The organism is Paenibacillus sp. JJ-100 (genome assembly GCF_948329825.1).
Classification (GTDB): Bacteria; Bacillota; Bacilli; order Paenibacillales; family Paenibacillaceae; genus Paenibacillus.
The window spans coordinates 1,373,420-1,394,075 of the sequence record NZ_CAOJCM010000001.1; the positions used below are offsets into that span (position 1 = coordinate 1,373,420).

Annotated in this window: 12 protein-coding genes; 9 read left to right on the forward strand and 3 right to left on the reverse strand. The window is 45.2% G+C overall.

The features are described 5' to 3' along the window. Positions 1 to 156: 156 nt before the first annotated feature. The gene (locus PQG66_RS06330) at positions 157 to 708 is read right to left on the reverse strand and encodes a TetR/AcrR family transcriptional regulator (RefSeq protein ID WP_272036246.1); all 552 of its coding nucleotides are present in this window, start codon (positions 706 to 708) and stop codon (positions 157 to 159) included. A 162-nt stretch (positions 709 to 870) separates the two neighbouring features. Between PQG66_RS06330 and PQG66_RS06335 the strand changes: the two genes are divergently transcribed. From PQG66_RS06335 to PQG66_RS06345, 3 genes are all read left to right on the forward strand, one after another. Continuing rightward, positions 871 to 1,800, forward strand: a complete 930-nt coding sequence (locus PQG66_RS06335) for a ketopantoate reductase family protein (protein ID WP_272036248.1) — start codon at positions 871 to 873, stop codon at positions 1,798 to 1,800. A gap of 149 nt (positions 1,801 to 1,949) precedes the next feature. Then, positions 1,950 to 2,954 (forward strand): ornithine cyclodeaminase family protein, encoded by a 1,005-nt coding sequence (locus PQG66_RS06340; protein ID WP_272036250.1) that lies wholly within the window; start codon positions 1,950 to 1,952, stop codon positions 2,952 to 2,954. A gap of 161 nt (positions 2,955 to 3,115) precedes the next feature. Further along, positions 3,116 to 3,406: a YfzA family protein gene (locus PQG66_RS06345; protein ID WP_272036252.1), complete on the forward strand. Its 291-nt coding sequence runs from the start codon at positions 3,116 to 3,118 to the stop codon at positions 3,404 to 3,406. Between the two features lie 218 nt (positions 3,407 to 3,624). Here the strand turns inward: PQG66_RS06345 and PQG66_RS06350 are convergent, their stop codons facing one another. Further along, positions 3,625 to 5,931, reverse strand: coding sequence for a helix-turn-helix domain-containing protein (locus PQG66_RS06350; RefSeq protein WP_272036254.1), 2,307 nt, complete (start codon positions 5,929 to 5,931; stop codon positions 3,625 to 3,627). Positions 5,932 to 6,276: 345 nt separating this feature from the next. Here PQG66_RS06350 and PQG66_RS06355 point away from each other — a divergent pair, with 345 nt between their 5' ends. The 6 genes from PQG66_RS06355 (at position 6,277) to PQG66_RS06380 (ending at position 12,963) form a co-directional block, all read left to right on the forward strand. Continuing rightward, positions 6,277 to 7,191, forward strand: a complete 915-nt coding sequence (locus PQG66_RS06355) for an ABC transporter permease (RefSeq protein ID WP_272036527.1) — start codon at positions 6,277 to 6,279, stop codon at positions 7,189 to 7,191. 13 nt (positions 7,192 to 7,204) lie between these two features. Continuing rightward, positions 7,205 to 8,086: a carbohydrate ABC transporter permease gene (locus tag PQG66_RS06360; RefSeq protein ID WP_272036256.1), complete on the forward strand. Its 882-nt coding sequence runs from the start codon at positions 7,205 to 7,207 to the stop codon at positions 8,084 to 8,086. Between the two features lie 34 nt (positions 8,087 to 8,120). Beyond that, positions 8,121 to 9,734: an extracellular solute-binding protein gene (locus tag PQG66_RS06365; RefSeq protein WP_272036257.1), complete on the forward strand. Its 1,614-nt coding sequence runs from the start codon at positions 8,121 to 8,123 to the stop codon at positions 9,732 to 9,734. A gap of 35 nt (positions 9,735 to 9,769) precedes the next feature. Continuing rightward, complete coding sequence (locus PQG66_RS06370) at positions 9,770 to 10,813, forward strand: Gfo/Idh/MocA family protein (protein ID WP_272036259.1); 1,044 nt, start codon at positions 9,770 to 9,772, stop codon at positions 10,811 to 10,813. Beyond that, entirely contained in the window at positions 10,810 to 11,802 is a 993-nt protein-coding gene (locus PQG66_RS06375; protein WP_272036261.1) for a Gfo/Idh/MocA family protein, read from the forward strand. The genes PQG66_RS06370 and PQG66_RS06375 overlap by 4 nt, the downstream gene beginning before the upstream one ends. A 273-nt stretch (positions 11,803 to 12,075) precedes the next feature. Beyond that, positions 12,076 to 12,963 carry a methyltransferase domain-containing protein gene (locus PQG66_RS06380; RefSeq protein WP_272036263.1) on the forward strand — a complete coding sequence of 296 codons (888 nt, stop codon included), beginning with the start codon at positions 12,076 to 12,078 and terminating at the stop codon, positions 12,961 to 12,963. Positions 12,964 to 12,965: 2 nt separating this feature from the next. Here PQG66_RS06380 and PQG66_RS06385 read toward each other — a convergent pair whose 3' ends face one another. Continuing rightward, a complete protein-coding gene (locus tag PQG66_RS06385) occupies positions 12,966 to 20,594 on the reverse strand; it encodes an Ig-like domain-containing protein (RefSeq protein WP_272036266.1) in 7,629 nt (2,542 codons plus the stop codon). Between the last annotated feature and the right edge of the window lie 62 nt (positions 20,595 to 20,656).

A 20,656-nucleotide genomic window follows, 5' to 3' on the forward strand; every position in this document is an offset into this window, starting at 1 on the left:
GAATGAAAAAACAATTCGAGAAAAACATAGATGAAAGTAACTATCATAATGATTATTATATCGATTAAAACGTTTCGTATAGAAAGCTTGTTTAGCAGGGAACAAAGCACAGATAGTGTCCATTCAAGTGTGAAAAAGGCAATGAACGAGAGGGTGCTACCATAGCTGGAGTCTTGCTTCCAGTATTTTTTTCATCTGCTCAACCATCTCTTCAAGTGTATAAGGCATCGATTCAGCGATCCACCACTCAATCAAGCCGGTAATGGAAATAGACAGAAACTGTACAAGCACATCCCTGTGAATCTCGTTGTCCAGTTTCATCTGGTTTACTACAATAGTGATGTTACCTTTAATCATTTGTGTCATACGGTATCTGAACGTTGGAGTGCCTTTACTCGTAATCAACACACGATAAATGGCCGCATGCTCCTTTAGGTAAGCGAAGGCCCGAATAAGTAACTCGGGGGACAGTTCGGCGGTTAGCCCTTCCTCTGGTATACAGCTTTCAATAAGCTGCATTAGATATGTCTCCACGCTCTGTTCGAGCAGATCATACTTGTCAGTAAAATGCAAATAAATTGTGCCGCGATTGACATTCGCTCTGTCGGCGATCCCTTGAATGGTGATCTTCTCAAACTCCTGCTCTTCCAGAAGCCTGATGAAGGCTTGCATAATCATATGTCTCGTTCGTACGATGCGTCGATCCACATTTCACCTTCTTTCTGAACAAATTCAATGTTCGTTGTTCATTTCTCAACAATAACCAAAGCAATTAACCATTGTTCTTATATGAGCCTCAATGATAACTTGATTGTAGTGTACAGTTGTTAGATATTCAACATCTGTTCATTATAAGAGGAGGAGACCATATTGAACATACTTGTGTACGGTGCAGGTGTGCAGGGAAGTTATCTGGCACATGTGTTGATAAGAGGTGGCCACGATGTGACCGTGTTAGCAAGAGGAGAGCGAGCCAGGCTATTGGAAAATAAGGGTATCGTTATTCGGCACTATCTTCAGCGTAAAACAACAATCGACCGGGTTCGTGTAATTCGTTCTCTAGAACCAAGTGACGTGTATGATTTGATTTTCGTCGTTATGAAATACTCAGACTTCGAAGCGGTTCTGCCGATACTCGCTGCCAATAACAGCCGCCATATTGTACTGATTGGTAATAATATGGAGACTTACGCGATGCAAGATTATCTGAGCAAAAATGGACGCTCACCTAAGCAAGTCGCGTTCGGGTTTCAGACTACCGCAGGTACACGTACTGACGAGCACGTCATTTGCATCCGCAGTGGTCATGGACAGATGGTTATCGGGGGGTTAGATGGTACGATTCCTTTTCGTCCTCTGTTAGAGCAGGCTTTTATCGGAACGAAATACAAGCTTAATGAGAATGATCAGATCGATGCTTGGTTAAAAAACCACATGGTTATGATTGTGCCTCTGACCATGGTTATTCTGTTCCACCAATTTCAGATGAAGCAGGTTGTTCGTGACGATAAGCGATTGCGCCAGTTGGTAGCTGCAATGGGGGAGGGTTTCCAAGTACTCGAATCGTTAGGATACCCACTGATACCTGCTAAGCAAGCTTCCTGGATTATAGGTTATCCTAACGTCATCCGCAGGGCACTGAAGATTTTTTTCTCACTCCCAGTTAGCCGGCTCATTGATGGAACGCCCGTGGAACTGAACGCGTTAAATAATACGTTTGCCGAGTGGAGGGCAATGTCGAATGTTCCTACACCGCACTGGGATGCATTGGAGGCGGAATGGCAAGCAGGGATTAGTTAAAGACTGAAGAGGCAATTCAACGTTAAGGCATTGATGTACCCATGTGAATTATCTTTGTAGTGTTGAGTCTCACTCCTACTAGAACCTATGAAATAAAAGAGGGAGGAGATTCAACGCTTGCTTTTTTGATGAAGGAGGAGGACAACTAGATGAGATTTTTAAGTAATGAACACGTACGCCAAGGATTACATATACCACAAGTTATTGATCTCGTAGAAACGGTCTACAGAGCTAGAAGTGAACATAATACGGAGACATGGCCTACGATCTTTTATGATTTTGTTCCAGGTGCAGCAGATATGGACATCAAATCCGGATATGTAAAGAGTGCGAAGATATTCGGACATAAAACAGTCACATGGTTTGCTGAGAACGAAGCGAAGCAAATGCCTACCCTCATGGGTCTTATCAATGTTTTTGATGCAGAAACAGGTAAACCTATAGGGATGACCGAGGCTTCATTTATTACAGGCATTCGTACAGGAGCATCGGGTGCGATTGGAGCAAAGTATTTAGCTAGAAAGGATTCGGAAACTCTTCTTATCGTAGGATCAGGTAATCAAGCCATTTTCCAAATAGCTTCTGCTTTATGTGCATTTCCGAGCTTGAAAGTGGTTCGTGTTGCCGCTAGAGACTTGGAAAAGCTGAGGACTTTTGTTGATACGATACCAACTCGGCTTCAAGCTGAATTTGGAGTGAACACGGAAGAAGTTACTTTTCAAGCAGCTGATTCTCTTGAACAAGCTGTTAAAGCAAGTGATATCATTATCACCGTGACACCATCAAGAACGCCAATCTTGAAGAGAGAATGGGTGAAACAAGGCACACATATCTCTTGTATGGGGGCAGATATGGAGGGAAAACAAGAGATTGATTCCAGTCTTGTGTCAGAAGCCAAGGTTTTCGTAGATGATAAAGAGCACTGTATGCAAGCGGGTGAAATTGAAATCCCACTGAAAGAAGGCAAGGTTCTAGAGAGTCATATTTGCGGTGAGATCGGAGATTTAATTGCAGGGAACATAGAGGGAAGAACCTCGGACGAACAAATCACTATTTTTGATGCTACAGGCATGGCGATTCTGGATATTTATGCTGCGAATATAGCCCTACAAATGGCAGAAGAAAAAGGTTTCGGAGTCAAAATTGAAATGTAAGATAGAAGAAGGATGTAGTGTAATCTCGATTGCAACATTTCTAGCCTTTATTCCGTTAGTTTAAGTATAAAATATAAATATTTTGGAACTTAATCCCTTAATATTTATATTAATTTTATAATAGGTATAGAAAATAGTATTTAGCAAAGGATGAGATTACATTGGTTACGAAGCAAAAAACGGTCCCATTTTTCAAGAGGTACTGGGTATACTCTATTGGTGTGTTTTTGTTGTCACAGCTATTCTTTATTAGTTCTGAAGCGACCGGTTGGATCCTGAACTACAGAGATTTTAGTGGAACCGTTTTGGGAAGAATTCAGGACTCCACGTTGTTTACAACATGGTTTAATTTCTACGAAACACCTCACTATAACCTGCTTACCGTCTTCTTTGGCATCTTTTTTCTTGTTCCAGGAGTGGTGAGCGCGGTCACAAAGGGGTTATCTCGCTAATTGAGAAAGACTAACTATTAGGACCAAATGTAGTACTAGAATTCATAACAGATTTCGTAACAGATTTCCACACCAGGCAGACCCATATGTCTTGAACAAGGTTCGACTGAAGTCTGACGAGATACATACGTTTCACCCTTCAAAGAAGATTACAGGACGACTGTAATCTTCTTTTTTAGTGGGCGACACCTCTGAACGAGCACACTGCTGAGACAACATCAGTTTACGGGCTTTTGCTGTCGGTTCATTTCAATCAAATGCTGTTTTCGGTAGGCGCCCGGTGTTAAACCCGTCGTTTTTTTGAAAATGCGATTGAATGAAGTAATGTTATGATATCCCACCTGGATACTAACTTCATTAATGGTCCAGTTCGTTGTCGCTAGAAGTTCACAGGCTTTATTCAATCGGATTTTTTGCAAATGTTCGCTAAAATTAACCCCCGTCTTTTCTTTGATATAAACGGAGAGATATGTCGTCGATAGATTCAGCCGCTCCGATAGATACTCCAGCGAAATATCCTCCATATAATGAGTCTGAATGATCTGGTAAAACATAGCGATGACGGGTTCCCCCAGAGAAGGAGTGTTACGATCACGCATAATTGCAGTATAGGCGTATAAGATGTGTCTGAAAGCCATCTCATAATCTGCAAGCGAATGACAATCCCTCAGCATGTCCTCCCAATCTTTCGATGGTATCTCCGATCCCTTGAAAGGCAGCTGTTGCTCCATACATTTCACAATATGATGCTTAATGGATAGACCCAATTGTCTGAATTGGAGTACGCTTGCATCTTTATTTCTGTAGTTAACGAGTAATTGATATATCCACTCCAGGCAGGCCTCTTCATCCAGTGCTTGCAGAATCTGGTCTAGTTCGCGTCCGCGTTTTAATAAAGGCTGATCCAATTCAGGCAGGCGACGTGCTTCGCTGATGAGTTGAGTTTCGTCCAGCAAGCGAGCTTCTGAAGCCAAATCTCGGAGTTGCTGATAGGATTCGCTGAATCTGGTCGGTTGATCCGTAGCAGGAAGGGTGCATATCGTCACGACATAGTATTCTTTTTCCTCATCCAAAGTTGCTTTAAGCTGTTCAAGAAGTTCTCGCAGCTCCGGGATGGAAGGTTCTTTTAATACGGAGACGATCTCGTTTTTTTCCATTTGAAATGTATGATTGGCACGAAATCTCTCTTTTGTTTGAAGATGAATGTAATCCAGCAATTGACGCACCGCTCGTTCCCGATCAAGAGGCATCGTGCCATCTTCAGATATGCGAAAACGAATATCATAATACACGATCTGATAACTTCCTCCGTCTGCCAGAAAATCGTTCCACTCACTAAGGTCAGTATTAATATTTTTCAGCTGGTTCATATAAGAGTAGTTAGTGAGAATGGTGTTCTGACGATTAAGCTTGGTAACAATGATTTCTTTTTCTTTTTTTAGCTCAGCCATCTTGCTCTGAATAAGATCAAATTCCCAGATTTCGGTCTTTTCCGAAGAGACGTCAACCTTCTCTTGCAGGGAGGTACGATCCAGCAGTGAAGACAACATATGTTTGACAGGCGTGTGCAATCGGCGGCTTAGATATAGAGAGACAAGTGTAGCTATTAAGAGTGAAGAAATACAGATAAGAACCATGTAACTAGTCAAGCGTTGTAATTGATCGGCAATGCGGTTATCTGTCAGCGATGTAATATATGTAAGCCCGTCAGAACCGTTTGATTTGAAATAATATCTTCCATTTTGCTTGTGGACCATCTTTCCTTCCTGAAAAACGGGAACCGTTACACCTTCTGCATGTGAACCAGGACCAGCCGAATGATACAGAACATTCCCCTTTGGATCGGTGATCGTCAAGCTGTGTACTTCCGTAGAACCGAAAAAAGACTGAACCGCTTTCTGGATATCGATCATAGCGATAATCTGATAGGAAGCATTCGGATTCTTGAATGTATAAGGAATCAGTTGTCCACTTTCGGGAGAACCAGCCTTCATCTGGAAAGAAGCCGCAGGCGAGATCAGAAATGTATCTGGCTTCTCTATGAGTCTGTTCCAGTACTCTAATGGGTAGGTTTTACTGTAGTAGGATGTGTTGAACATGTAATCTGAGCTGCCACTGCCTGATTTACCGAATGCCAGTCGTTCTGAGGGGAAATGCACAATAACATCTTCTAGTAGAAACAACGAATTGTACACATAGCCCCGAATGTCCGATATAACCTCTTTCGCTTTCAGGTAGTCTGCCTCTTGAAATCCTACACGATGGAGCTGCCGATTAAAGGTGACGAGATCTGGATTATTGTACAAATGAAACAGCATAATCTGAATTTGCTCCATATGATTCGAGAAGCGTTCCGCAGTGTTATTCGTCTCATTACGACTGTTTTGAACGATTTCTTCCTGAAGGCCCGTTTTGAATACATAATAAATCAGAATATAAAACAAACAGAACAATGAAATAATTGCCAAAAAACTAACAAATATTTTGAAAAACAGCGTCCGTTTTTTATTCCTCATCCAGTTCATAAGACAATCCCTCATTTTCACTCTTCTAGTAAAACAAAGATCATCTGGCCCATTTTACGCGCGAAATGTTAAAACGCAAGAGTTGATATATGATCGTAATGTAAAAAGAGAATATCCCTTTTTTGCGAAAATAGATGCTTTTTCAGGGAAAATCACGATATAGGTAAAAATCACAAGGAAAGACTAGGTTCTCAAAAACGGTTTATACCCAAAAGCGCCGAAGATCTGTAACATTCGATGTGCAGCCGAGCCGATCATGATCAGGCTGGAGAGAAGGGGGGATTACTAGTTTTGGAACAGACGACGTCCGTCAATGTACAGGGACACGGGGGTCGGGAGAGTAGAATGCGTGCCCAAAAATCCCGGTTCCATTCCATTCGTAAAAACTGGGATTTGTATCTGTTATTTTTACCGGTCATCATTTACTTCGTTCTATTTCATTATGTGCCCTTATATGGCGTTCAGATTGCCTTCAAGGATTTTATCGCGAACAAAGGCATCACCGGAAGCGCATGGGTGGGTTTCAAACATTTTGAACGGTTCTTTGACAGCTTTTATTTTTGGCGAATCATGAAAAACACACTTGGTATCGGTATGTACGAATTAATTGTAAGCTTTCCCATTCCCATTCTTCTTGCGTTAATGATCCACGAAGTCAGATCGAGTAACTTCAGGAGATTTGTACAGACCGTGACCTACATGCCTCACTTTTTATCGACTGTCGTGATGGTAGGTATGATTATGATTTTCTTGTCTCCTGTCAGCGGATTAGTCAATCAAGTCATTACTGCTTGGGGTGGAGAAGCAATTTCATTCATGACGGAACCCGGCTGGTTCAAGAGTATATTTGTGTGGTCAGGGGTATGGCAGACGATGGGGTGGAGCTCAATCATCTATTTGGCAGCACTTGCCGGGGTAGATCCTCAGCTCCATGATGCAGCTAAAGTAGATGGCGCAACCCGACTTCAACGCATCTGGCATGTTAATATTCCAGGCATTGCTCCAACAATGGTCGTGCTATTAATTCTTAATGTAGGGTCCGTCATGGGCGTGGGGTTCGAAAAAGTGTTCCTTATGCAAAATGCATTAAACATGGAAACATCCGATGTTATTGCGACCAACGTATATCGTAGCGGTATTTTGGGAGCGCAGTACAGTTATTCCGCTGCAGTTGGTCTGTTTAATTCAGTCATTAATTTTATTTTGCTGCTAACCGTTAACCGGATCGCTCGTAAAGTCAGTTCAAACAGCCTATGGTAAGGGAGGTGATAGAGTGGCACAGAGTCGTGGAGACCGGGTTGTTGAATGGGTGATTTATACCATCCTCGCACTGGTTTCAATTGTCGTGCTGTACCCTGTTTTTTTTGTGGGGATTGCATCGATCAGTAATCCTGAGAGCGTCATACGTGGTGAAGTATGGCTGTGGCCTCGAAACCTCTCGCTGTTTGGTTATGAGCGTTTGTTCGCAAATAGCGAACTGATGAAGGGTTATGGTAACACCTTGTTATATACGGTTGCCGGAACCCTGCTTAATTTGATGATGACTATTGCGGCAGCATACCCGTTGTCTAGGCCCGATTTTAGAGGTAGAACCATTTTTACCGTTCTGATCGTGTTTACGATGTTTTTTAGTGGGGGGATGATTCCAACCTATCTGCTCATCAAGGATCTCGGGATGCTGGACACCTTCTGGGTCATGATTATCCCGTCGGCGTTATCCGTATGGAATATGCTGATCATGAAGACATTCTTCCAGAGTTCCATTCCGAACGAGATTCAGGAAGCTGCTTTTATGGATGGATGTTCGAACTTAAAGGTGTTGGTACGGATCGTTTTGCCTTTGTCGGGCCCGGTACTTGCGGTCATGGTTCTCTTTTACGCAGTAGGGCACTGGAACAGTTATTTTAATGCCTTGATCTATTTGTCAGACCGTGACAAGTATCCGCTGCAGTTATTTTTACGTGAAATACTGGTTCAGGGGCAGATGCAAGAGATGGTAGACATTAGTAACGATTCCCTGGCCAGAAGCATGATGGATGCCGAAGCGATCAAGTATGCTGCTGTCATTATCACCAATCTTCCCATGTTCATTTTGTATCCGTTTCTACAGAAATATTTCATAAAAGGAGTCATGATTGGTGCAGTAAAAGGGTAGATTCTACATCATTTTATAAAGGGAGTGCGTGAGGATGTTGTTTAAAAAATGGGGCAGTTTGACCTTATCCATTGTAATTACAGCAGGGTTACTGGCTGGATGTAGTCAAGAAAATGCGCCTGCAGAGGAAGGGCCTGATAGACTGGCCAATCTTAATGCGACAGGCATGCCGGTCGTGAAGGAACCCATCGAGCTAGATTTTTTCACAGGCAAATCAACTACGAACGGGAGCAAATTTGAAGAAACATTGATCTGGAAAACGTATAGAGACCTGTCCAACGTTAACGTGAAATTCAATCTCGTTCCGTTTGAGACACTCACCGAGAAGCGTAATCTGGCTCTCGCCGGCGGAGATTATCCGGATGTATTCTATTCGGCTCGTGTGACTTCCGATGAATTAACACGTTACGGTGCGCAGGGTGTATTTATTCCGCTGAATGATCTGATCGACCGATATGCCCCCAATTTTAAACGATTGATGGAGCAGTACCCTGATATTCGTAAAGGCTTGACGATGCCAGATGGCAACATCTATTCTATGCCGTCATTCTATGATCCTGCCCTGTTGTCTATGTTAATTGGTGCACCGCTTTGGATTAATGAAGATTGGTTGAAGCAATTAAATATGGAAGAACCGGATTCTATAGAAAGTTTCTATGCCTATCTGAAAGCGGTCAAAACGACCGATCTGAATGGAAACGGTAAAAATGATGAAATTCCATTTAGCGCAACAGGCATTACTGGCATTATTGACCATGTTAAAGGCGCATGGGGGCTAGGCAACCGCGGGCTTGGACACAAGCTTGTTGATGTGGAACCAGGCACGGGTGAGCTACGCTTCACTAAGACGTTACCTCAGTACAAGGAAGTGCTGCAATACGTGAACAAGCTCCATCAGGAAGGACTGCTGGATCCGGAAATATTCACGTTGGATGGCGGAGCACTGAATGCCAAAGGTCAGGCTGGAACACTCGGTGCGACAACCGTTCCTAATCCAGAAACGGTGATGGGACAGAAGAACTTTATCGGTCTCGGAGCCCTCAAAGGACCTGATGGAGAACAACTCTATTCTCATGTGAAAGTGCCTATGGTACATGTCGGAGCCTTCGCTATTACAGATAAAAATGAGAATCCGGAAGCAACGATTCGCTGGATGGATCATTTCTACAGTGATGAAGGAGCGCTGCTCTACTTTATGGGAAAAGAAGGAGAGACGTATGAGAAGGATGCGGAAGGCAATCTGCAATATACGCAGGATATTACAGCGAATCCGGACGGACTGACTCAGGATCAGGCTCTAGCAAAATATTTCACCTGGCTGGGCGGAAGCTATCCGGGCCTGGTGAAGGAAGATTATTTTAAAGGTTCAGAAACATTGCCGAGCTCTCTCCAAGCTGCAGACAAGGCGAAAGATCACGCTGTAGAAGACATTTGGTATAACTTTAACTTCACACAGGAAGAATCGGAGTTCATGTCTTCGATCGGCAAAGACATCCAAGATTACGTGACCGAAATGGAGGCAAAATTTGTGAATGGCAGTGCAAGTTTTGATCAGTGGGATGAGTACGTAACCGTTCTAAACAAGATGGGGCTGGAAGAGTATATGAAGGTATATCAGGCAGCCTATGAGAGATATAAGACGGAATAATGAAATAACTGGACTACATGAAGGAGGGACAAGCTGTGAGAGTTGCCGTTCTGGGATGCGGAACGATGGGATGGGTCCATGCAAGAAGTTATGCGAAGCTGAAAGAGATTCAACTAGTTGGCGTATGTGATGTGGATAAGGAGGAAGCAGACAAGCTTGCCGCTGCGTGCGGAACTACGGCATACGAGCGTTTCGAGGAAATGCTGAGCGAAGTCTGTCCAGATGTAGTGAGCATCTGTCTACCAACGCCTTTGCACTGTAAGTATACGGTTATAGCTGCTGAAGCGGGGGTTCATGTCATTTGTGAGAAACCGGTTAGTTCAACGGCTAAAGAAGCCGAGATCATGGATGTCGTTTGTCGCTCCAATCAGGTTCGTTTGTTGATTGCTCATGTCGGTCGCTTTTTCCCAGCCTACGCTGATGTAGCTCAGCAGGTGACCGCAGGGGTCATAGGTAAGCCCGGAGTGGCTCATTCCAGACGGATCGGTCCCCATCCAGGACTGCTAAAGAACTGGTACAACGATGAGCGTGAGAGCGGTGGCGTCATCATGGATCTAATGATCCATGACATCGATTATATGCGCAGTGTACTTGGAGAGGTGCTTACCGTATATGCTCAGCGAAGAACCTTTACCCATCTGGATTATGCTTGGGTAACCTTGAAATTCGATCAAGGGGCGATTGCCAATCTGGAAGGCATGTGGGGATATCCGGGTCCTTTCCAGACCGCAATGGAATTTGCAGGAGACCAGGGAGTCATTCGTGCGAATTCAGACGAAACCAATTCCGTAATCATCCGTCAATCCGGGTTGTCAACAGATTGTAATTTATTGGATATCCTCGACGTTACCCGAAAGCATGAACCTCTTCATCTACGTAAGAGCCCTGAGCTTCAATCTGCGTATGTTCGGGAATTGTCTCATTTCATCGAATGCATACAGTCGGGGTCTCAGCCGGATGTCACATTCCATGATGCTTGTATGGCCTTCAAGATAGCACAAGCTGCTATCGAATCTGCTCATACCGGAATACCTGTAAACGTTAAGGAATATGAAAAAAAGGGGGGATTCCCCGTATGAAACGCTTGCGTATTGGTATGATCAGCTTCGCTCATCCTCATGCCTCTAGTTATTATAGGGAGCTAGCCAAGATTCCCCATGCAGAAGTGGTCGCGATTGCCGACGATAACCAGGAGCGGGTTAAGAGTCTGCTGGAACAAGAACCTCTCTCGTATTACGAAAACTATCGCGAGATGCTTCAGCTTCCAGATATCGACGCCGTCATTATCTGTTCAGAAAATGTGAATCATGCAAGCATGGTCATGGAAAGCGCCAGAGCCGGCAAACATATACTATGTGAAAAACCGCTAGGTGTCAGTATGGATGAAATGAAGATTATGATCGAGCTCTGTTCGAAATATGGGGTAGAATTGATGACGGCCTTCCCTTGTCGATATTTACCTGCTGTAATGGAGACGAAAAGAGCACTTGAACGAGGCGATATTGGACAAGTTGTTGCCGTGAAGGGCTATAATCGTGGAACAGCACCAACAGGGTGGTTTGTGGAACCTGGCTTATCCGGAGGCGGTGCCATTTTGGATCATACCGTTCATATCGCTGATCTACTTCATTGGTTGTTTAACACTGAACCGTTAGCAGTCTATGCGGAACAAGGGCAGATGCGTGGCGATCTGGAAGTAGAAGATTCGGGCATGGTGCATATTGAATTCGATCAAGGGATGATGGCCTTAATTGATACAAGCTGGTCGAGAAACAGAAGCTATCCATTCTGGGGAGATGTGAAACTGGATATCATCGGTACAGCGGGCGTGATACATATGGATGCTTTTGCACAGACGAATGAAGTATACAGCGATCACGAGGTCAAAAGTAGATGGAGCTACTGGGGAGAGCGTATGAATTACTACATGCTGGAGGATTTTGTGGATGCAATTATCGCTAAAAGCGTTGTTCCAGTGACTGGAGAAGATGGTCTGCGAGCTACTTCCATTGCCTTAGCTGCGTACGAATCCATCAAGAGTAAGGGCAAAGTGGTGCTACAGAGATAAGAGAAACTAAATCTAAACTACTGTAGGTACCCACTTCAGAAGTGTAGTGATATCTGAAACAAAATCTATTCTAAGAAGTCGCTATTAGCGGCTTTTTTACTTTTGTAGGACCAAGCACTTCTTAATGAAACAGCTAACGAGTAAGGTTAGGACGGGTTTTGAGAAAATACACCGGGTGAATGACTTATACATTGCTGTCCCAAGTTGAATAGAATACTGGATAAGCCGAAACAAAAGGAAGTGATCCGGTTGAGAATTGACTTGGGAAATGGAATGAATAAACACCACAATTGTATTGGCATCGACCGCGTTCTGTATGAATCTACAGATATAGTTCACGACTATAATTTGCCGATTCCTTTGAAAAACAACTCTGTTGATATGGTCATGTGCTCTCACAGTTTGCAGTATGTAAACGATCTGGCTCAGGTGATGCAGGACATCTACCGAATATGCAAACATCGAGCCATTATCTGTATTGTTGCACCTTATGCACATGCCACTGTTCATATGGCCAATCCTCAATTTAAACAATTTTTCAATGAACACTCACCCAAATTTTGGACGAATTGTCGTGATGTGAATGTGCCCGTGGATGGTGAACTGCCGTTTGACCCCGGCGGATACTTGACTGAACGACAGGTTTTTGAACCTTGTCCGGTCGATTTTCGTCTGCTCCGGATGGAGTTTTTTTATTTTCCTGCATACCAGGGCTTATACAATGAAGTGGAGCTGAGTCTACTGAGACAATCACAGCTTAACGTTGCTTATCAGATTATGTACCATCTGGTGGCGATCAAAGAGCCGGTGTCCGATCAAGAGTTCGCTGAAATATCCAAAGCTGCTATTCTGGAAGAGCCTGATTATATCAAGAACCAGCGACCCATACTTGGTGAGGATGATGAAACAGATGATCAACGGGAGCAACCTTTCAACCTAGATCATTTGCCTTCTTTTTCCTATGAAAATAACGATGAACATGTAGTACCTACCAAACAATCTTCAGAGCAAGAAGATGGCCCGATTGAACAACAAATCCCCTCGCCGACTAAAGCCAGCAAGGGGAAGAGACGCTCAATTTCCATCACCAAAACACGATTAGCTAAACGGAAATTGGATCGCAGAAAAAAGAAGAAGCGGAGAAATTTACGTATAAAGTGAGCTTACTCATCATCATCAGCGATAATTCTGACAGATATATTAATTGTGTAAACCGCTCCCGTTTCCGTAGTAACGACGATAGTAAAGGTAATCGTTCCCGTAAAGTTCGTATTCGGCAGCAGGCTGAATGAACCGTCTTCATTGAGTGATAACCTTCCGTTCTGCGGTGCTCTAAGAACTCTTGCTCGAATGATTCGCCCGATACGCAGTGAATCCAGATTGGAGAATAGTGTACGATTTTCTTCACTTCTCAGATTTAAGGTGAGGGTTGAATCGCTTCCGATATCTGTTCCTGTATCCGTTCCAGCTAGCGTACCGCCTGGCAATGTTCCCGAACCCGGCAAGCTGGAGGAAGCTTTGACGTTTACCGTTACGTTATAGAGCACAATCGTCCCTTGTGAATCCCTATAACGGATAACAAATCGATCAGTTCCCACATAATCTCCGTTAGGTGTATAAACAAACGACCCATCTGCTCCAAGCGAGATAACGCCGTGATTAGGTCCAGTACCCAAAGCGTAAAAACTTCCCGAACCAGGAGCTGCACTTCTTACAGGAACACCTGATACCGTTTCAATCTGTGCATTAATCGTTAATGGGGCATTCGGAATACCAGGAGCTAATGGATTAACAGGTGTTACCAGGGGAACTGGCGAACCTGCATACACAACGACTGAAATAGTAGATGTTGAACTGCGGCCGAGAGTGTCGGATACAACCACGGTGAACGTTTCCGTTCCAGAGAAATTCAGGTTCGGCGTATAGGTGAACTCGCCCGATAGTGTAAGAGACACTGTACCGTTAGCTGGTGATGTTCCCAGTGCATAGACAAGCGGCAATTGATCTGGGCTCGTTGCCAAAACCTGGCCCGTTACCGACTGACCTTGAATGGTTCCGATACCGATATCCGTAGTTTCAGGTCCACCTCCGGTACCAGATAAAACAGTCACATTAACCGGAACAAGTGTCATCTGACCTCCGGTATTCATTGCGATAACCGTGAATGAATCTTCCCCTACGTAACCCGGGTTCGGCGTGTAGGTAAATGTTCCATCAGGGGCGACAACAGCTGTCCCATGATTCGGCGAAGCACCTAGTGAGTATGTCACCGCCAGGCCCGAAGGATCGGTTACCGTTACAGTACTTGTTACACTCTGTCCGGATACCGTAACCACATTGACTGGGGGCCCGACAGGTGTATCTGCAATGACTGTCACCGTAACAAGCGCGATATCGTTAAGTCCGTAAGCATCAGTGACAATGATCGGGAAAGAGTCTGTACCCAGAAATCCTGGATTAGGCGTATATGTGAACGTACCATCCGAATTCACAATAGCCGTTCCATTTGTTGGAACAGGTACATACAAGGTGTAAATGAGTGCCGTGGTGTCCGGATCGACAGCCGTAACTCGACTTGTAACTACCGTGTTAATTGGCGTGATTACTGAGACATCCGAAGCAACCGGTGGAACGGCAATAACCAGAATTGTGACTGTCCCTGTCGTTGAAGCTCCGTTCGAATCTGTTGCAACAACAGAGAATGTATCCGTACCAACGAAGGCCAAATTAGGTTGATACGTAAACGTGCCATCTGGATTGACGGTTACCGTTCCGTTTACCGGAAGTAAACTTCCGAGTGCAGTCGTCACCGGAATTCCCTCAGGACTTGTTGCATTGAGTTGGCCGCTGATTGGTGCATCTGCATTGGTTGTAAATTGCGTACTGCTAATCACTGGCGGTAGAGCCGGGATCGAGATTCTAATAGTAGATACTGCACTTCCGCCATTGTTATCGAATACCCAGACCGTAAATGAATCCACACCAGCAAAGTTCGGATTAGGAGTGTATATGAATGAACCATCCGGATTAAGATCAATCGTCCCATTGGTTGGCAACGATCCGAGTACATACGAGAGTGTATTACCGCTAGGGTGGGTAGCAATAATCTGACCATTCAGCGGTGTATTCAGCGTGCCGATCAAATCCTGATCCTGAGTCACTGGCGGCTGATTGATAACATTAACTAGAACTGTAGCTATAGCCGTTCCACCAAAACTATCGCTAACGATTACAGTAAACGTATCTTGCCCCACATATCCTGGACTCGGGGTATACGTGAAGGTCCCTTCCGTGTTCACGATAACTGATCCATTGGCTGGCGGAGAATTCAAGTTGAATGTTAACGGATTACCAATCGGGCTTGTTGCTGTCACCGCGCCGGATACCGGAACATCCTCCAATGTTGTCACGATTGCACCTACAGCAACCGGTGGAGGATTGTTTACAAGAATAGTTACTGCCCCAGTTCCGATACTGCCTACGATGTCCGTGGCTTGCACGGTGAAACTGTCTGTACCCACAAATCCTGGATTCGGGGTATAGGTGTAAGCCCCATCGGGGTTAACTGAAACTGTGCCATTTCCAGGAGGTGACAGTAAAGTTGTCGTTACCGGATTACCTACCGGATCAGAAGCTGCAACTTGGCCTGAAACTGGTGTATCCGGGTTGGTACTTACCGTTTGATCAGTGACAACTGGGACAATTGCAGCCACATATACGGTGATGACGGACGTGGATACACCACCCCGTGGATCTGTTACGGTCACCGTGAAGAAATCGGTACCGACGAATCCGTTGTTTGGCGTGTACGTGTAACTCCCATCTGCATTGAGCCCAACTGAGCCGTTAACAGGTGAAATCCCGAGCACATAGGTTAGTGGATCACCATCGGGATCGATTGCGATGACAGTACTGTTAATAGGAGTGGATTGGGTGGTGTTTAGTGTTTCATTTTGTGCAACTGGTGGCTGATTCACAACTTGAATGGTTACCGTAGATACGGCTGTACCGCCTCTTCCATCGCTGACTAGTACGGTAAAGGCATCCTGACCTCCAAATCCAGCAGCTGGTGTGTACGTGAATGTACCGTCCGGATTCACCACTGCGGTACCATTAGCAGGAGGAGAGAGCAGACTGAATGTGAGTGGGTCACCGGCAGGATCGATGGCGAGTACTTGACCGAAAACCAAAATGTTGATATTGGTGGTCAAGTCGATATTGTTGGTGACTGGAGGATCATTGGTGACCGTAACAAGAACAGGCGCTGCGTCTGAGCCTCCAAGACTATCGGTTGCCAGAACCGTAAATGAATCAGCCCCAACATACCCGGAATTCGGTGTGTACGTAAACGTACCATCGGTATTAAGCACAACGCTACCGTTAACAGGCAGGCTCAGCAAGGTGAAGGAAACAGACAATCCTTCGGGGTCAGTAGCCGTGACAGCTCCGCTTGCAGGTGTGTTCTGCGGTGTAGTTACTGTTGTGCCCGTAGCCACTGGCGGTTCGTTGAATACATTGACGGATACTGTGGAGAGTGCGGTTCCTCCTTTACCATCATTGACAAGTACGGTAAAGCTATCCGGGCCGACATAACCGCCGTAAGGTGCGTACGTAAAGGTACCGTCTGCATTAATAACAACTGACCCGTTTGCCGGAATTGAATTCAACGTGAATGTAAGCGAGTTGCCATCTGGGTCGGTAGCAGTCACTGCACCTGCTACAGGAATGTTAGCTGGTGTGCTGAGCAGAACATCCTGGGTCACTGGCGGCTGATCAATAATGTTTACTGTGACGATAGATGTTGCCGTACCACCGAGGCCATCACTCACAAGTACTCGGAATGTGTCAGCTCCTACAATGCCAGCATTTGGTGTATAGGTGAACGAACCATCCGGATTCAGAGTAACTGTACCGAGGCTCGGTGCTGATGTAACGGTATACGTCAGCGGGTTACCATCTGGATCGGTAGCTGGAATCTGTCCACTGACCAGCGTATTTTGTAAAGTCTCAACAGTAAGATTTTGAACAACTGGCGGCTGATTATCCACGTTAACTGAAACGGTGCTTGTCACCGGAATACCGCTACTATTGGTGATGGTCACAACGAATGTATCTGTGCCTACGAATCCAGCATTTGGTGTGTACGTAAAGGCACCTGATGTAGCAACGAGTACGACGGTTCCGTTAAGCGGTGGCGTCGTTAAGGTATAGGTGAGCGTTTCACCTTGAGGATCCGTAGCCGAAATCTGTCCTGCAACAGGTACATTGGTATTGGTGTCCACCGTTATATCTGACGTTACTGGTGGAGAAGCAGGCACACCGATTTGCACGTTTGATGTCGCAGTACCACCTTTACCATCACTCACCAATACGGAGAAATTGTCTACACCGAGAAATCCGGCATTCGGCGAATAGGTAAATGTTCCGGTTGCCGGATCAAGCACTAGCGTACCGTTGGCAGGTGGAACAGACACTGTATACGTTAGTGTATTTCCATCCGGATCGGTAGCCGGAATCTGTCCATTCAATGGTACATTAAAATTGGTGGACAATTGTAAATCTTGCGTAACTGGCGGCTGGTTGATGATATTGACAGCTACAGATCCAGCGGCTGTGCCGCCTTTTCCATCGCTAACCAGTACGGTGAACGAATCAAGACCTACAAATCCGGTTACTGGCGTATAAGTGAAACTTCCATCTGCATTGACTGTAGCTGTGCCGTTGCTTGGCGGGGATTGTAATGTATATGTGAGCGGATCCCCATCAGGGTCTGTGGCCTCGACTTGCCCACTGACCGGAACATTCTGCAGTGTTGAGAGCGTTTGATTGTTTACGACAGGTGGACGGTTGGCTACAGCAACCGTAACGACAGACACAGCTGTTCCACTGCGATCATCACTGACAAGTACAGAGAATGTATCGGTTCCAACATATCCTGCAGCAGGCTGGTAGGAAAAGCTTCCGTCTGGATTCAGCGTAACCGTTCCATTCGTTGGCAGCGACAACAAACTGTAGGTAAGTGGGTCAGCATTCGGATCGGTTGCGATTATCTGACCAGTTACTGGTGTGTTTTGCAAGGTAGAGAGTGACTGGTTACTAGTTATAGGAGGCTGATTGAGTACGTTCACAGTTACAGTTGCAATAGCAGAAGCGCCTGATGGGTCTCTCACAATCGCAGTAAAGGAATCTGTACCTACGAATCCTGTATTCGGGCTATAGGTGAACGTACCGTCCGGGTTAACTATGGCAGTGCCGTTCGTTGGTGCGGAGTTTAGAACATAGGTCAATGGATCGGCATTCGGATCCGTGGCTACAATCTGTCCAGATACCGGAGTGTTACCTGGTGTGGTCAACGTTTGATTTTGAGCAACAGGTGGCTGGTTGATGACCTGAATCGTAACGTTACTCAGAGCCGTTCCACCGCGGCCATCACTGACCAGTACAGTGAACGAATCTGTACCTACAAAGGTAGCATTTGGTGTGTAGGTGAAGGTGCCATCCGGGTTGACTACGACCGTGCCATTCGTTGATGCTGTATTTAAAGTAAAAGTTAACGGGTCGCTATTGGGGTCCGTCGCAACAACTTGACCTGATACAGGCACGTTTTCAGGTGTAGTCAGATTGACGTTTTGGGTTGTTGGTGGCAAGTTCACTACAGTAATGGTGACAGTTGATACTACAGTTCCACCGCTCGGATCACTGACGAGCACAGTGAATGCATCTACTCCGATAAAACCGTTAATTGGTGTATAAGTGAATGTACCATTTGAATTTAAAGTTGCAGTACCATTCGTTGGTTGAGAATTCAAGGTATACGTTAACGGGTCGCCATCTGGATCTACACCTATAACTTGACCAAATACAGCAATATTTTCAGGAGTCGCAAGATTCACATTTTGCGTTGTAGGCGGACGATTCACGACCTGAACGGTTACTGTGGAGATGGCCGTTCCTCCGTTTGGATCACTTACAATGACTGTAAATGAATCTGTTCCGGCAAACCCCGGATTCGGTGTATAGGTGAGTGAACCATCCGAATTCACCGTAACGGAACCATTGGCTGGTGGAGAATTCAGAGTATAGGTTAACGGGCTGCCATCTGGATCTGAAGCTGTAATCTGGCCGTTAACGGCTGTGTTTTTATTCGTGGTCAGATTCAGATTCTGAGCTACTGGTGGACGATTAGTAATAGTAATGGCTACTGTGGATACTGCTGTACCCCCCAAGCCATCGCTAACAAGTACGGTGAAGGAATCTGGACCGACGTAACCTGAATTCGGAGAATAGGTAAACGTTCCGTCGGCATTTACAATAACAGTTCCGCTTGTTGGAATAGAATTCAGGGAGTAGGTGAGTGGATCGCCATCTGGATCGGTTCCCGTGACTTGATTCGATACAGGTACATTTACATTGGTTGTATACGAATAGTTCGGAACGGTTGGTGGACGGTTGTTAATCGTTACATTGTTACCATTAGATTGGGACCTCCCCTGGAATGTTGGCCCGCCGGGAAGGCTCTGGAAGGTGTAAGTCAGATTGGCTACATTGGACTGTGTTGAACCTGAAGGGCGTGAGACAATCTGTACTGAATATACAATTGTCACTGTCTGACCTGGAGCAATCACACCCAAATTCAGTCCAGTCACTGGACTTGCCCCTGGTTGCGGTACATTGTCCACGGACAGACTGTTGGGAACGAAGCTCCCCGAGCTGGGAAAACTGTCTTGTAAAAAGACGAGTGTAGCTGCGGCAGTACCTTGATTCGCTGCCGTGATGGTATAACGAATAGTCTCACCGACCAAAGCAGAAGTGACATTAGATGTTTTATTAAAGACAAACAACGGAGCATTTACATCCACTTGTAATCCTAGACTGTTCACCAAATATTGGTCTCCGGTTGACAAGAGTCTGATTACTGCAGAAGTTTGAGAATTAATAAGTTGAGGAGTTACATCCACATTCGTAATGTCCCATCCTTGTCTAGCGCCAATGACTGATGTTCCCGGGCTGCTATTCAGGTTACCAAACGTTCCGTTAGTATTAAGCACACCCTGGTCATTGTTGATCTGAGATGCAAAAAAGTTGTTTACTGGATTGTTAGGACCCGATATAGGCACAAGTGTATTGACAGTAGGACCAAAGAGGGCCTGGTCACCAACAATCTGAGGATCACCTTCACAGGCGCTCACCATCAGACGCCCCGTAACGTTCCCTGTAATTGGTGTGGCAAAACCGCTGATGGAAGCTGTTGCAGCACCAATCGTAGCATTGACAATCTCTCCACCGACAAAAATACTCATATTTCTCGAGGGGAGAGAGGGATTGGAATAAGCGACGGCGAGAGTCCATCCGGCAAAGTTGGTATTATTTTCAGTGGCTGCAACCGTACCCGGAATTCTTGCCGCTATATAAGTACCTGCACCTGCTTGTTGGACAAGTGTTGTAACATTCGCAGAATTGACATAAAAATTGGCTATTGGTGCTGTGTTCACAGCAGTTGCTGGATCTGGAGCTACTGAAAACGTACCAGCTGGAGTCGTGAATGTAATCGGATTGGGGATGGCTCCGCTGACGTTCTGATTGCCATAGTTGTAACTTCCCGCCCAGATCAGTTCGGCATACAATACCGTTGATTCTGGGGGTAAACTCAGAATAGCAGCAGAAGAATTCTGTGTGTAATTTAATGTTGTTCCTAGGGGGAAGTTACCTGCTTGAGAAGATGTATTTAAAGTGATGAAGGCACCAATAGAACCTACATTTCCCTGATTATTTTGGTTTGCTACTTTGTTCAATCCCACGGTGTTACCTGTAAATGTAATAGCTCCATTCATAGTTGTGTTATATCTCAAAATAA

What these genes read in the sequence shown, in the direction of transcription:
- PQG66_RS06365 (WP_272036257.1), top strand. Translation starts at nt 8,121, where the DNA reads ATGTTGTTTAAAAAATGGGGCAGTTTGACCTTATCCATTGTAATTACA.
- PQG66_RS06350 (WP_272036254.1), bottom strand. Translation starts at nt 5,931, where the DNA reads ATGAACTGGATGAGGAATAAAAAACGGACGCTGTTTTTCAAAATATTT.
- PQG66_RS06340 (WP_272036250.1), top strand. Translation starts at nt 1,950, where the DNA reads ATGAGATTTTTAAGTAATGAACACGTACGCCAAGGATTACATATACCA.
- PQG66_RS06380 (WP_272036263.1), top strand. Translation starts at nt 12,076, where the DNA reads ATGAATAAACACCACAATTGTATTGGCATCGACCGCGTTCTGTATGAA.
- PQG66_RS06355 (WP_272036527.1), top strand. Translation starts at nt 6,277, where the DNA reads ATGCGTGCCCAAAAATCCCGGTTCCATTCCATTCGTAAAAACTGGGAT.
- PQG66_RS06375 (WP_272036261.1), top strand. Translation starts at nt 10,810, where the DNA reads ATGAAACGCTTGCGTATTGGTATGATCAGCTTCGCTCATCCTCATGCC.